General features: G+C 57.3%; 14 protein-coding genes. 7 read left to right on the top strand and 7 right to left on the bottom strand.

The annotated features are described in order from the left end of the window. Window positions 1–20 precede the first annotated feature (20 nt). Window positions 21–602 carry a hypothetical protein gene (locus tag FE784_RS13850; RefSeq protein WP_139602792.1) on the top strand — a complete coding sequence of 194 codons (582 nt, stop codon included), beginning with the start codon at window positions 21–23 and terminating at the stop codon, window positions 600–602. Window positions 603–685: 83 nt separating this feature from the next. On the opposite strand, the gene FE784_RS13845 is transcribed toward FE784_RS13850, so the two are convergent. Continuing rightward, window positions 686–1,225 (bottom strand): NADPH-dependent FMN reductase, encoded by a 540-nt coding sequence (locus FE784_RS13845; protein ID WP_139602841.1) that lies wholly within the window; start codon window positions 1,223–1,225, stop codon window positions 686–688. A gap of 173 nt (window positions 1,226–1,398) precedes the next feature. Here FE784_RS13845 and FE784_RS13840 point away from each other — a divergent pair, with 173 nt between their 5' ends. Then, entirely contained in the window at window positions 1,399–1,839 is a 441-nt protein-coding gene (locus FE784_RS13840; RefSeq protein ID WP_139602791.1) for a peroxiredoxin, read from the top strand. 80 nt (window positions 1,840–1,919) lie between these two features. Here the strand turns inward: FE784_RS13840 and FE784_RS13835 are convergent, their stop codons facing one another. From FE784_RS13835 to FE784_RS13820, 4 genes are all read right to left on the bottom strand, one after another. Continuing rightward, entirely contained in the window at window positions 1,920–2,909 is a 990-nt protein-coding gene (locus tag FE784_RS13835; RefSeq protein WP_139602790.1) for an aldose 1-epimerase, read from the bottom strand. Window positions 2,910–3,116: 207 nt separating this feature from the next. After that, window positions 3,117–4,082 (bottom strand): 6-phosphofructokinase, encoded by a 966-nt coding sequence (gene pfkA / locus FE784_RS13830; protein WP_139602789.1) that lies wholly within the window; start codon window positions 4,080–4,082, stop codon window positions 3,117–3,119. Between the two features lie 29 nt (window positions 4,083–4,111). Beyond that, window positions 4,112–5,140 (bottom strand): tetraprenyl-beta-curcumene synthase family protein, encoded by a 1,029-nt coding sequence (locus tag FE784_RS13825; protein WP_139602840.1) that lies wholly within the window; start codon window positions 5,138–5,140, stop codon window positions 4,112–4,114. 115 nt (window positions 5,141–5,255) lie between these two features. Beyond that, window positions 5,256–5,570, bottom strand: a complete 315-nt coding sequence (locus FE784_RS13820; protein WP_139602788.1) for a hypothetical protein — start codon at window positions 5,568–5,570, stop codon at window positions 5,256–5,258. 220 nt (window positions 5,571–5,790) lie between these two features. Here FE784_RS13820 and FE784_RS13815 point away from each other — a divergent pair, with 220 nt between their 5' ends. Genes FE784_RS13815 through FE784_RS13800 form a run of 4 tightly spaced genes read left to right on the top strand, consistent with a single transcriptional unit; the run spans window position 5,791 to window position 9,696 of the window. Beyond that, entirely contained in the window at window positions 5,791–7,116 is a 1,326-nt protein-coding gene (locus FE784_RS13815; protein WP_139602787.1) for a multi antimicrobial extrusion protein MatE, read from the top strand. A gap of 18 nt (window positions 7,117–7,134) precedes the next feature. Further along, window positions 7,135–7,983, top strand: coding sequence for an MFS transporter (locus FE784_RS42405; protein WP_176706203.1), 849 nt, complete (start codon window positions 7,135–7,137; stop codon window positions 7,981–7,983). After that, window positions 7,877–8,398: an MFS transporter gene (locus FE784_RS42400; RefSeq protein WP_139602785.1), complete on the top strand. Its 522-nt coding sequence runs from the start codon at window positions 7,877–7,879 to the stop codon at window positions 8,396–8,398. The genes FE784_RS42405 and FE784_RS42400 overlap by 107 nt, the downstream gene beginning before the upstream one ends. Before the next feature lie 44 nt (window positions 8,399–8,442). Then, entirely contained in the window at window positions 8,443–9,696 is a 1,254-nt protein-coding gene (locus tag FE784_RS13800; protein ID WP_139602784.1) for an MFS transporter, read from the top strand. Between the two features lie 98 nt (window positions 9,697–9,794). On the opposite strand, the gene FE784_RS13795 is transcribed toward FE784_RS13800, so the two are convergent. Beyond that, window positions 9,795–11,138, bottom strand: coding sequence for an aminotransferase-like domain-containing protein (locus FE784_RS13795; protein WP_139602783.1), 1,344 nt, complete (start codon window positions 11,136–11,138; stop codon window positions 9,795–9,797). 139 nt (window positions 11,139–11,277) lie between these two features. Here FE784_RS13795 and FE784_RS13790 point away from each other — a divergent pair, with 139 nt between their 5' ends. Further along, window positions 11,278–12,240: a DMT family transporter gene (locus FE784_RS13790; protein ID WP_139602782.1), complete on the top strand. Its 963-nt coding sequence runs from the start codon at window positions 11,278–11,280 to the stop codon at window positions 12,238–12,240. 492 nt (window positions 12,241–12,732) lie between these two features. On the opposite strand, the gene FE784_RS13785 is transcribed toward FE784_RS13790, so the two are convergent. Beyond that, window positions 12,733–14,019, bottom strand: a complete 1,287-nt coding sequence (locus FE784_RS13785) for a Gfo/Idh/MocA family protein (RefSeq protein WP_139602781.1) — start codon at window positions 14,017–14,019, stop codon at window positions 12,733–12,735. Window positions 14,020–14,176 lie beyond the last annotated feature (157 nt).

The raw sequence follows: 14,176 nt of genomic DNA, 5'->3' as shown, positions 1-14,176 counted from the left end.
ACGGAAAGAAGGTACGACTTATGAAAGACGATTTTTTCGAAGCGAGAACGCCGCCGAATACCCATGCGACGCCTTATGGCGGAGGGCACGTTCCGATGGCGTATCCGGTCGAGAAGCTGCCGCTTAAGAGCAAGTTCGCGGCGACCTTGCTGTCCATGATCATTCCCGGAACGGGTCAAATGTATTTGGGAGCGGTCGTCCGGGGCATGTCGATCATGCTGCTGCTCGCGCTCAATATCGTTTCTATCGTTTTTTTCGCGGACGGTCCGGTCGAGTTCAATGTGCTGCCGGTGACGCTGCTGTCGCTGCTTATTCCGGTGCTTTACTTCTATAACGTATTCGATGCGGTTCACCAGACCGATGCGATCAACAGGGCTATCCGGCACGGCAATCATTTCCCCGGACCGGTCGCTTATCCGAATGCGAACGGAGGCAATTTGCTGCTCGGATTTATCGGAGCCGTCGTGTTTTTCTGCTCGCTTTCCGCATTCGGAGGCTGGTGGGACGGATTGTTCACGGTCAATACGGCCGTCGGCGGAGCGGCCTTGCTCATAGCCGGGGCGTTCCTGTTCGTCAAGGAGTTCCGGGGCAAAAAGCAGTAATGCCGCATAGGCGAAAACTTCGATCGATTGCAAAAGCCGGTTCCTCGCCTCAGGGCTTGGAACCGGCTTTTGTTTGTTAGCGATTATTGTTTTCGGAGCGAATGAGCCATTTTCAGAAAATAATTCACGGCCCGGATCGTCCGTTCCTTCACTTGGGCAACGGCGGGCTCCCCCTCGGCATCGAACTGCCGGTTCTCTCCCCCGATCGAGATCCATTCCGGGCAGTTGATGCCGTGAACGGCGCGAACCATTACTTGTATTTGCTGCAGCGGGCTAATGCCGACCGCTCCGCCGGTCGAACAGACCGCCAATACGACCTTGCCGTCGAAATGATCGAAGCCGAGATGGTCGATCGCGTTTTTCAGCGTTCCGGATATGGAGCCGTGGTAATCCGGCGTGCTCAGGACGATGGCATCCGCCCGCAGCATCGTTTCCTTGAGTGCGGACAAGTTGACGTCGGCGGGATTGCGGTTGTCCGGCGCAAATAACGGTACGGGGCGTTTATGTAGATCGAACAGCGTTACGCCGCATTCCTTTTCCGACAACAGCTTTTCAATATATCGGCATAGCTTCGTACTCGTGGAGGATTGCTTGTTGCTTCCGGCTATAATGGCGATATTCATCATTGGTTCCCCTTCCGGCTAATTTAAGATACATTCTAGTTAATTATATTATGGAAGTCAATCGAATGTGAACCCTTTTTCCGCCAAAATCGTCACTTCGGTTGGCTTGCGTTTGTCCGTCGGTAGTATAATGGAATTAGCCACCATTCCAAAGCAGAACGGAGGAAACAGGTATGTTGAAAGTCGGCGATCAAGCTCCGCTCTTCGAGGCTGACAGTACGGAAGGACTCATTCGGCTGGAAGACTTCATCGGCAAGCGGCCGGTCGTGCTCATCTTCTACCCGATGGACGAGACGCCCGGATGCACGGCCCAACTGTGCGCCGTCCGCGACAACAAGAAAAAATACGACGCGCTCGGCGCCGTCGTAATCGGCGTGAATCCGGGGACGATGAAAGATCATCGTTTATTTGCCGAACGTCACGGTCTCGATTTCCCGATTGCGGTCGACAAGGACGAGCAGATTCGGAAGCTTTACGATGTCGGCAAAATACTCGGGCTTTTTTTGCAGCAGCGGATCGTATATGTAATCGACAAGCAAGGACGCATCGTTTACGCGTACAAGGGCAGCCCTCCGGCGGAAGTGCTGCTGGAAGTCATTTTGAACAGCCGGTAACCGGACGCACGCGGCCAAAAATAAAAAGCCCGGGCTCACGACAGCGACCCGGACTTTTTTGTATCCTGCGTATACCTGGACTAACCTTCGGAATAGAAACGGCTCGTCTCCTGCCATACTTCACCCGGAGCCAGCGTCACGAGTCCCGCTTCTTCCGCCGGGAAGGGAACGTTCGGCGCGTTGACCATATTCGTCTGCGGTTCCGGACAGAAGAAGCCGCTGTTCGCATCGGCGTTATAGATCATCCAGAACTTGTAGGCCGTACCCGCATCATATACGAGCTTGGCGTTCAACCGGGTATCGGTAAGCTCCATGACGTTCCGGCCGCCTTGCGGGACCGCCGTATAATGGTTGTCCAATGGGGCGAAATAAGGGGTCGTGCCTTCTTCCTTCAACCGCTGCTCGTCGCCGTCCAGCGGCAAGTAGTTGCCGGTAGGAAGCATCCGTTCGTTCATCTCGATCCGTTCGCCGATCGTCATCCGGAGCACATAATCGGACGGGGAGCTGCCGGGCGCGAACGGAGCATTGAGCGTCGTATGAAAACCGATCGCGCAAGGCATCGGCTCGTCGCCGTCGTTGCGGACGCCAACTTCCTGCTTCAGTCCGTCTTTGCCCAGGGAATAGCGGATCTTGATCGTAAACCGGTGCGGAAACGAAGCGTAGGCGGGGTGGGATTCGTTCACCCGCTGCGCCACGACGACGTAGCTCGAGCTCTCGTCCGCTCCGTAATCGTCGACCTTCCACGGGATGTCGAAGAAAAACCCGTGCAGGTGATTGCCTCTGTTCGGTTCATTGACGGGCAATTGATACGTGCCGCCGTTCCAAGGAAACTTTCCGTCCTCATAGCGGTTCGGCGGAAACAACACCGGAATGCCGTGTACCATCGGCCGCTTCTTGAATGCTTCCATCTCGTCCTCCGCGGGCTCGCGCAAATAGCGGAATCCTCTTTCCGCATCGCGAAAGGCGACCAAATTGCCCCCGATATCCGGAACGATCGCCGCTTCGTACGCTCCGAACTTCAGCCAAATTGCCTTTTCCCCTTGAAAAGCGCCTTCGTACGCATTAGACATGGTTACCGTCTCCTTTTCCGACTATCCGCGTGTTCGTAACGGCTATACTCCCGATATGCGGTCTATGCTAGACATTATATCACAAGCGACAAATGTTGCCATAGAAAGAAAGGATCATCGCAGATTGCGAGCAACGAAAAAGCATGCGTTCCAAGGATAGAATCGCATGCTTTTATTTCGAACCGGCCTGTCTTTACAATACGCCGCTTACTGCGACAGGCGCAGCGCAAGCTCGTACAAATCGCGGTCGAATTCTTTCTTCGTATGGACGACCGTATCGATATCGGTCGCGACGAGCTGTCCCTTGATGACTCCGCACGCTTTGCCGGAATCGCCTTCGATCAGTCTGCGGACGGCGAAATCGCCCAGTCGGCTTGCCAATATGCGGTCGTTATGCGTCGGCGTACCGCCGCGCTGAATGTGCCCGAGCACCGTAGTGCGGGCATCTATCCCGTTAAGCTGCTTGATCCGGTCGGCCACGTTTTGCGCGCTTTCCGCGCCTTCCGCCACGACGATGATACTGTGGCGCTTGCCGACTTGGAAGTTGCCTTCCATCCGTTTGGCTACTTCATCGAGGTCGAACGGGACTTCCGGAACGAGAATCGTTTCCGCACCGCTCGCAAGCCCCGCATACAAGGCGATATCGCCGCAATGGCGTCCCATCACTTCGACGATCGAGGAGCGCTCGTGCGAGCTCATCGTATCGCGCAGCTTGTTGATCGCGTCGACCACGATGCTGACGGCCGTATCGAAGCCGATCGTGTAGTCGGTAAACGGAATATCGTTGTCGATCGTGCCCGGAAGGCCCATTGCCCGGATGCCGAGCTTGCTCAATTTGTTGGCTCCCTGGTAAGAGCCGTCGCCGCCGATCACGACAAGACCGTCGATGCCGCGCTTGCGGAGGTTGTCCGCTCCGAGCTGCTGGCCTTCCGGGGTCGTAAATTCCTTGCAGCGGGCCGTCTGGAGTATCGTTCCGCCGCGCTGGATAATATCCCCCACGCTGCGCAAATCCATCGGACGAATGTCGTCATTGATCAAACCGGAATATCCCCGCTGTACGCCGAATACTTCCAGTCCGTGAAAAATCGCGCTGCGCACGACCGCCCTGACGGCCGCATTCATCCCTTGCGAGTCGCCTCCGCTGGTCAATACCGCTATCGATTTTACTGTCATAATCGTTTCCCCTTTCAGTTAGTAAAAGCTCAGAAGGAAGATCTGCGTATCCAGATGCTGTTCGCGAAAAAAAACACGCGCATAAGCGGGCTTCCCTTCATCAGCTTTCTGGAAATTTGCCGGACATGTTTCTGCTCCCGCACCTTCGGATCGGACAAGTAAAGCGCCAGCAGCCCTTCGATAATCATCCGGTGAAACCGCGGGTGATCGAGACGGACAATGTCCCGACGGGCCCGCTCCGCGATATCCGCGATTTGTCTCGCGGTCGTCTCGCCGTCTTCGTAATAACCGCAGAAGTTCAAATCCCCGCCGGCCAGATCCTCTTCCTGATCGATCAAATAGTCGAGCAAAATGTGCAAGCCGCACACATGCGGAAAATAAGCTTGCCGGATCGTCTCCACTCCGCGGGCGGTCAGACGCGTGTCCGAGGCGGCCAGGAACAAATGGAAAACGGCTAGCGTGGAACCGGTCGCCGCCGCAAATTCGTTCCAGCGCAAATGCGAAAACTTCGGCCGATGCTTCTCCCACCAATTCAACAGCTCGCGCTCGCGCAACTCTTTCCGGATATGCTTGTACACCTGCAAATCGCCGTACAGTCCGACCAGCTCGCGGACGCTCTCCCGGACAAGCGGATAAGACGGGAGACGGGAAACGCAGCTTTGGCATGTCCGCACAAGCTCGTGCAAATAGCCGCCGTCGTCCTTTTCCGCGCGCAGGGCGTAGTAATCGGCCAACGGAGCGGCCGGATCGACCGCATCGAGCATCGATCGATGAAGCAGCCGGAAATCTTCCGGATCGAGCGAGGTGCTGCGATCGCACAAATTATCCAAATAATCGCTGATCGTCTGGAACGCCACAATAAGCGGAATCAGCACATGACGAATCGGCAAATTGGCGGCGGCGTACACGGCCCCGCCCTTGCAATGGAATTCTTTGTGGGTCAAGCTGTCGACCGCCTGCTTGCGCAGCTCCGGATCCGGCATCAGCTCCGCCGTTTCCCGCCAACGCTTCAGTTCGCTTCTCACTTCAGGGAACACGTACTTGTAGATGCGATGCATCAAGGCAACCGGATTTCGGGGAACCGTCGGGTCGTGTCGCAACGTTGTTTTCACTTGTTACGCTTTTCCTCCAAAGCTTTGATTCCCCTATTATAGTACAATCGGCCTCAACTTCCTAATGATGGCCCTTGTCCGAGACGTCCTGATCGGCTCTGAACCACAGATGAAGATCGGTTATGCAGCTCGCCAGCTCGGCGATTTCGGTATTGAGCCGGCAAGACAGCGGAAAGTCGTCCTCGACGTTCAGCCGGTTCTGCTTCTCGACGATTTCGGTCTCCAGCTGCTGAATCCGATTCGGTATGCGGCCGCGGATCTTCTCCCACTCGTGCAGGATCGCCGCTCTTTCCGCAGCGGACAACGATCCCCAATCCTCATGAAGCAGCGGCAATTCAATGCCGAGGCGCTCGTCGTATACGAACTCGTATTTCATCGCTAGGCCTCCCGACGCGGCTCTTGAACTATAATTTAACACGCGGCGGGTTGATCCGCCAAGCCGTTTTCGCCCCCGCGGATGAAAAAAAGCGGGCGTGACAACATTTTCTGCTTTGCACCTGACGCCTACCGCTTTATACTATACTTCATAAACCTTTTACAATTCTACATACGTGCAGGCACAGTCCGACACGCTACAAGTCTGGAGAGAACCTCAAATGACGGAATCCACACCACAACGGCTGACCATGGGGCAGCTTTTTGCTTTTTTTATACCGCTGGGCGTTTCCGCCAGTCTTGTCACGATATCCCACGTCATCATCAACAGTACGCTTGCCCGCTCCTCCGATCCCGAAGTGATCATCGCCAGCTACGCGATCGGACTCAGTATGCTGGCCGTTATCGAGAGACCCGCCATTTTGCTTCGCCAAACGTGTTCCGCGCTCGTGCGCGACCGAACTTCGTTCAAGGCGATGACCAACGTGGCGGTTTGTCTATTGATCGGCATGTTCGCCGCCGGACTGGTCATCTCCTACACCGCCGTCGGCAAGCTGCTGTTCCTTCATCTGTTCGGAGTCGACGACACGATGCTGCAGGCCATCATTCACGTTTACCGCATCCTCATGTTCGTCAGCATCTTCTCCGGCATCCGCTGCCTGTACCACGGCATCATTATAAGCAATATGCGCACGAAATGGCTGACGATCGGGATGCTCATCCGGCTGCTGGTCATGTATGCGCTGTCCCTCTATTTCATCCGTACGGGAAAGGTTACGAGCGGCGAAGTGGGGGCGATCATTTTCCTGTCCGGCATGATTATCGAAGCGGCTATGAGCTATTGGGAAGGAAGCAGGCTGGCCCGTTCGCTTCCGCTCAAGAAGGAGGGGCACGATATCGAGAAGGCCGGGCAAATTTTGAAGTTTTACCGGCCGCTGCTGTTCTCGTCCTTTATTGCGGTCATTATCGGCCCGGCCATCAACGCGATGCTCGGCAAGACGACCGACATCAAGCTGGCCATCGCTTCGTTCGCGATCGCCGCGAGCCTGACGCAGCTCGTGCAGAACTTTTTTTCGTACACGCATCAGATCGTGCTGAACTTTTACCGCAAGGATTCGGCGCTCGCCATCCGGTTCGTCGTCACGTGCGGATTCATACCGACAGTGCTGATCGGCATATTGGGCTATACGCCGGTGGGACCATGGTTCATGGAGCATATAATGGGCGTCAACGAACGATTGATGATAGCAAGCCTGCATACGCTGCGGGTATTCATGTTCACGGCTCTGCTATTCCCGTGGCTCGACTTCTGCAACGGTCTCATCATGCTGCGCGGCCAGACGAAGGTGATGATGTTTTCCCAAACGGCCAACGTCGCATTGACGCTGGTCTCGCTTATTATTTGCATCGCGGCGACCCCGGGCTGGAACGGCATGATCGGAGCGCTGGCGCAATCGCTCGGAATCGCCGGAGAGCTTTGCGTCGTCCTGTACGCGATCCGTTCCTCGTCGCCCGGTATCGGGCGCAAAGCGGAGCCTTCACTTTAGACTAAAAGGATGGGACCTATGACCACCGAATTGAGGGAGCAGCAAGCTCCGAGCGCGAACGATAGCCGAACGAGCACGCAACAACCCGCGGACGGCCAAGCCTCCGTCCCGGAACGAGCCGCGATCCCCACGGTGAAGGACGAAACGGTGATGCGATCGTTTTCGTTCGTGTTTTATATGACCATGGCGCTGACAGTGTCCTTCTTTCCGCTCTACTTCAGCTCCAAGGGCTACTCGAACCTGCAAATCGGGGCCATCTATTCGATAGGCCCTTTTATCGGCATCGTGGCGAACCTGTTCTGGGGATTCGCGAGCGACAAGCTGCAGACGATCCGCAAAATGATCATCGTCATGCTGTGCGGGCAGCTGCTCACCACGATCGTACTGATGCAAATCGATACGATCGTATGGATTTATATCGCCATGACCATCTATAATTTTTTCCATACGCCGATCAACGGCTTGAACGACAGTCTGACGCTGCTGTCGATTCGCCGCAGCGGCAAAAGCTACGCCAGCTTCCGCATCTGGGGCTCGCTCGGCTTCGCCTTCTCCTCGGTCGTGTTCGGCAGCCTGCTTCACGCCGTCGGCGTCGAGCATACGATCCTGTTCACGGTCGGGACGATATCCGCCTCGCTCCTCCTCGCTTTTTTCTTGAAGGATCGGGTCGGCGGCGGCCGGGGCTCGGTCAAATTTTCCGGGTGTTTTCAGCGTCGTCCGCCAGCCGAGTCTGCTGCTGTTTCTGGCGCTTATCTTCACGATGTCGTTCGCGCACCGGACGAACGACGGCTTCCTCGCCCTGACCATGCGCGAGATGGGGGCAAGCGATACGATAATCGGCTGGGCGTGGACCGCATCGTCGCTTAGCGAAGTCCCGATGTTTTTCTGGCTGAGCAAAAACGGGCACCGGTTCAAGGAGCTGCCGCTGCTCATGATCGCTTCCTTTTTCTATGCGGTCCGATTTTTCCTCGTCAGCATCGTGTCCGATCCGCTCTGGATCATTCCGCTCCAGCTCATGCACAGCGTTACGTTCGGCATCTTCCTGGTCACCGCGCTTCGTTATATCCAGCAGCTCATACCGGACGCATTCCGCGCGACCGGTCAGGCGATCTACAATATCGTATGGTCCTGTCTCGCCGGATTGACGAGCGGCATCATCGGCGGCTGGGTATTCGACACTTGGGGAGCGCCGACCATGTATCGGATCGCGGCCGCATCCGGGCTTCTTGCTTGCGTCGGTTTCCTGTTGACGCATCACTTTCAGCGCAGCCGGGCGGGATGATTGAAACCGTATAACGAAGTCATTCTTCACATATGGGGGACTAAATGACGATAACGAACGGAAATGCCAAAAGGCCGATCACGCTGGTCGCCTTGGTGACGGCTTTTTGCTTGCTCGGCGACTCGATGCTTTACGTAGTGCTGCCTATTTACTGGAAGGAAGCGGGACTGACTTCCCTATGGCAGGTTGGAATTCTGCTGTCGGTCAACCGGTTCGTCCGGCTCCCGCTCAATCCGCTCATCGGCTGGCTGTACAATAAAATGCCGCTGCGCGTCGGCCTCGTCACCGCCGTCCTGCTGGGCGCGCTGACGACGGCCGGATACGGGCTGTTCCAGGGCTTCGCCGCATGGCTCATCCTTCGTTCCGTATGGGGCGTAGCCTGGTCGCTGCTGCGGATGGGCGGATTTTTGACCGTTATCGCCTATTCCGACAATTCGAACCGGGGCCGCTGGATGGGGCGCTACAACGGACTATCGCGAATCGGCAGCCTGTTCGGCATGCTGCTCGGCGGTCTGCTCGCTCCCGTATTCGGACTGACTCCCGTCGCTCTCGCGTTCGGCATCGTCGCCTTGGCCGGCTTGCCTGCCGTCGGAATCTTCATGCCGAATGGCGACAAAGCGGCTCCGCCGCGACCGTCCTCTCCCGCAGACGACGGGCAAGCCGAAGCCGGCCCGGTCGCATGGTACAAATCCGCGGCGGTTCGCAAGGCGATCGCGACCGGGCTCGTGCTGTCGATGCTGCAAGCGATCTTGACCGCCACGCTCAGCCTCGTCATCGACACCAACTATTCCGGCGTGCAGACGCTGTTCGGCATCGCCTTGGCCGGAACCGCGCTCGCCGGCGTGCTGCAGGCCGTCCGCTGGACGGCCGAGCCGCTGCTCGCCTCCTGGTTCGGGCGGCTGTCCGACGGCCGCAGAGGCCGCCTTCCGCTGTTCGTCGCGTCGCTGCTCGCTTCCGCCGCCGGGTTCGCGCTCATGCCGTGGCCGCTGCCGTTCGCGCTGTGGCTCGCCGCCGTCCTGCTCGTCATGATCGCCGGCACCGCCATGTCCACGCTTATGGACGCGCTCGCCTCGGACGCCGCCCGCACCGCCTCCGTCGTCGCCGTCATGACGGCCTACTCGGTCGCAACCGACCTCGGCTCGGCCATCGGCCCGGCGGCCACCTACGCGCTGGCGGGCTGGGCCGGCGGCCTCGTGCCCGCCTACGTCGGCAGCTCCGTCATCTTCGCGGCTTTCGCCCTGTGGCACTTTCCGCGCCGCCGGCAGCGCGCCGCTTCGGACATGGCGGGATCGGCGTAAGCCGTCCGCCTCCCCGCTGCTCTCTCGCCTTGCCACCCTCTCGCTGCTCTCTCGCCTCGCTGCCCCCTTCGCCTTGCCGCCAACCCTCCTTCATGACGTTAAGCTCTCCTGCGAATCTCCTCCATAATTGCGTCGATCCCCGTTCCGATATCGTCCTCCTTCACATTCGACACGTTCAGCTTGAGCAGCGGCTCCTGCGGAAATCCCGGCAAATAGTGCTTATCGATCGGCTCCGCGACGATCGACCGTTTCTTGAGCCGGGCGATCAGCTGGGGAACCGATACCGCCCCGTTCAGCACGATATGCGTATGGATCGCCGGCGGCTGCCCGGGAATATAGCGGAACGCCCCGTCGCCGTGTGCGGCATGCCTCGTCAGGTGCTCGTGCAGCAGTCGCGACCGGCTTATGAAGGAAGCTCGGATCTTCTGCTTGTGCCGCTCGAACATCCCGCTCTTCATATACACCTCCAGAGCGGCCTGCGACAGCATCGAGCTGTCGATATCGAGCAGCCGCCTATACCGGGCGAACGGCTCCGCCATCGCTTCGGGAATAACCGCGACACCGACGCGCAAGCCCGGAAAAATAATTTTCGAATAGCTTTTCAAGTAAATGACACGGGACTCCGCGCCATACGCATAGATCGGATCGGACTTTCCGTTCGTCTCCAAATCGGCCAAGTAGTCGTCCTCGACGACGTACACATCGTAACGCTCCGCCAGCTCCGCAATCTTCCTCTTCTGTTCGACCGAATAGGAGCTGCCGAGCGGACTGTGGAAGCGGGACATCGTATAGAAAAATTTGATGTCCTCCGTGCGGAACAGCCGTTCCAGCTCCCCCAGATCGATGCCTTCCGCCGTTCTGCGGATGCCGATTGCCGGAATCCGCCTTGTCTCCAACTGCTCGGCGAACAAATGGTAGCCGGGCTGTTCGACCAACACCTTCGACTTGCCGTTCGGAAAAGCGATCGAGACGAGGACGGACAAAGCCTGCTGGACTCCCGACGTGATGAAAATCCGGCTTTCCGCAGCGAATACTTGGTGGTTGGCCAAATCTTTGCGAATGACCGGAAGCAGGGAAGGCAGTCCCTTCGAGGTGCCGTACACGAACAGCTCGTTCCGGTACGTATCGATCGCCTTATTGATGCAGTGCCGGAAATCCAAATAAGGAAACACGTCGGGATCGGGCGCGGAAGCGGCAAAATCCAACGTCTTCGCCTTCTCCTCGCGGGTGGCTTCGCGTTTGACCACGTAATAGCCGCTCTTCGGCACCGAGTAGATCATATGCCGCTTCTCCAGCTCGTGCAAGGCGCGCACGACGGTACCCGCATTGCAGCCGTACTGCCCGGACAGCGCGCGGACGGAAGGGAGCTTGTCGCCTTCCTTGTACGGACCTCCCTCGATTTGCAGCTCCAATTCATTGAGCAGCTCCAAATATTTATGCATAGCCTTCACCCGCCGCCATCATCTGTATCGATACAGATGACCTTTTTTCTTATTGTAGCAAATAGGCGGACCCTTTACTATATAGCTTAAGCCGCCGGCCGGCTTGCAAAGGAAACGTTCGATAAAGGGGGCATGCGCCATGACGACGAACCGGAACCGTACCGTCTATGCGGCGGTTATCTTATACGCGTTCATCATCGGCTTTTCATTCATTTTCGTTAAATTCGCGCTGATTGCGGCGTCTCCGCTCGATACGCTCGCTCACCGCTTTACGATCTCGCTGATCGCGGCCGCGCTTCCCGTCTGCTTCGGCTGGCTCCGGCTGACGATCCGGCCGCGCGAGCTGTTGGCCGTGCTGCCGCTCGCGCTGTTTTACCCGGTCCTCTTCTTCACGTTCCAAACGTTCGGGCTTGCGTATACGTCCTCCTCGGAGGCCGGAATCGTCCAGGCGGTAGTCCCCGCTTTCACGATGATACTCGCTATCCCGCTGCTGAAGGAGCGTCCAGGCGCGTGGCAGAAGCTGTCGGTGCTGCTGTCGATCGCGGGCGTCATCTACATGTTCGTCATGAAGGGCGCCCGGTTCGAACCGTCGTCGCTTGCGGGAGTCGGTCTGATCGCCCTGGGCGCCCTCGCCTTGGCCGGCTACGGCGTACTGGCGCGCAAAATGGCGCAGTCGTTCCGCGTAACCGATATGACGTTCATGATGTCGCTTATCGGCTTCATCGCCTTCAATGCCATGTCTGTCGGGCGGCATGTCTCGGAGGGCACGCTGTCGACCTACTTCCAACCGTTCGCCAGTCCGCTGTTCGTGATGTCCATCGTTTATTTGGGCGTCATGTCGTCGCTGATCAGCTCGTTTTTATCCAATTTTGCCTTATCCAGACTGGAAGCTTACAAGGTGAGCGCGTTCAACAACGTAGCGACGCTCATTACCGTGCTGGCCGGAGTGTTCGTATTGAAGGAGCGATTGGAGGCTTACCATTTCATCGGAGCGGTACTGATCGTTGCGGGGGTTCTCGGTACGAACCTGCTCGGTTCGGGCAAGCGCGGCGCGAAGCAGACGGTACCGAGAGGCATCGCGGAGAGGGGCAAGGTCAGTTAACGATTTTCTTTCCGACAATCGCAACACCTGAAAAGCCGCTAGCCAAACGAATCGGCGAATATGTGCGGAACCGGGCTTCGGCAGCCCGGAGCGGATGGGGAGGCACAGAACCAGCGTCCCCGCTCCAACTCACCTGCAAAAGTGCAGGCAGATTCGGTCCAATAAGGCCACATCCGGCTATTTGCCTGTAAAAGTGCACGTAACTTCCCGGAAATAGCCGTTTTTAGCGAGAGATGGCGCGATCTGCCTGCACATTTGCAGGTAAAAGGGTCAACAGGTCGAATTGAGACCAAACAAGATGCACATTTGCAGGCAGATTCCGGACGGACCCGCCGCCGCCGGATTGTTCCCGCCGCTTATCGCCCCGGCGCTCGATCCGGCGTTGCCTGACGGCTGTCTCCTCCACACGGCTTACCCTTCGAGGAAACTCGGAAGGCGGACTTGCGATCAAGGGCGTTGGCGGCCACAGGTGCTAATTTACGAAATGAAGTGCTAATACGCTTCCTGCAGCAAGCCCGGGATCGAAATCGGCTTCTTCTCCTCGACCGACCTCCAGACGCCTTCCCCGATCGCGATCGAATAAGCGCCGTCCGCGGCGCCGGCCAATATTTCGTAGTCCCGGAGCGGGTCGGAGCCGAGGAATAGATCTTCCAGCAGCAATGGGTCTCCCCCGCCGTGTCCGCCGCTGTTCTGCACGACGTCAATGATTTCCCTGGAGCCGAACAGCGGGATGTATTCGATCGTCTGCCTCGGTACTTCGAACGGAATGCGGGCCGGGACATGATATTCCGTCGTCTCGATTCTGCCCTTCGTGCCGTTGATCGCCAGCCTGTAGCCTTCGTATGGCGCGGAGAAATTGATCGAATAGCTGAGCAGCGCCCCTCTGTCGTATTTGACCGTTACCGCATACGTATCCTCGATGTCGATTTCCGAATCGAAAATGCACGCGTCAGGGCGATAAGCCGTAAAGCGCTGGGAGATAGTAGACGTATTCGCCTTCAGATGATCGTCCGGCGGCGTTACCTCCTTGCTGCGGGTCGTCCAGCGCATCACGTAGCGGCAGCTCGGCTTCACCTCGCAAGTTTCGCAATGGCGGCCGTCCTCCTTCTTCGGATTCAGCTCCCCGTCCGGACCGAAATAGTTGAGCGCCCCATAAGCGAATACCTCCACCGGCTTTTGCGCGATCCACCAATTGACGAGGTCGAAATGATGCGTGCTCTTATGGATCGACAGCCCGCCGGAGTTTTCGCGCTTGCGGTTCCACCGTTTGAAATAGCTGGAGCCGTGGTGCGTGTCGACATACCAGTTCAGATCGACCGAAGTCACCCTGCCGATTTTGCCTTCGAGCACGAGCTCCTTGATTTTGCGGTGGTACGGGCTGTAGCGGTAGTTAAACGTGACCGTCACTTTTCCTTTGCTGTTCCGTTCCGCCCGGACAATCTCCCGGCATTGCTCGGCCGATATCGCCATCGGCTTCTCCGTAATGACATCCAGATCGCGCTCCAGCGCCTGCACGATATATTCGGCATGCGTACTGTCCTTGCCCGCGACGAGCACGATATCGGGTCTCGTCTCTGTCACCATTTTGCCGAATTCGTCCGTACCGTAGCCGGGAACTTCCTTCAGCTCGGAATATTGGTTGCGGCATACGATAAAACGCTGCGGGTCGATATCGAGCAAGCCTACTACTTCATATTGCTTGCCGAATGTCTTGACGAGCGGGCCGACAAACATCCCCAACGCGCGGCTGCTTACACCGCAAACGACGATCCTTTTCATTATCCGTACACCCCATCTGTTCATAGTAAACATTCTCTGTTATGATCATAAGTAAAAATACGTATAATTTCTACGCGATTTTTGCTTGATATACCATAAAACTACACATATTTTGTCCTTTGGCTCGAAACGAATCGCTACTCCAGTCCGTTGACGG

It is taken from the genome of Paenibacillus hemerocallicola (assembly GCF_006265175.1).
Lineage (GTDB): Bacteria > Bacillota > Bacilli > Paenibacillales > NBRC-103111 > Paenibacillus_AB > Paenibacillus_AB hemerocallicola.
Note: the sequence above shows the minus strand (reverse complement) of the source record. Positions and strands in the feature narration are given on the sequence as shown.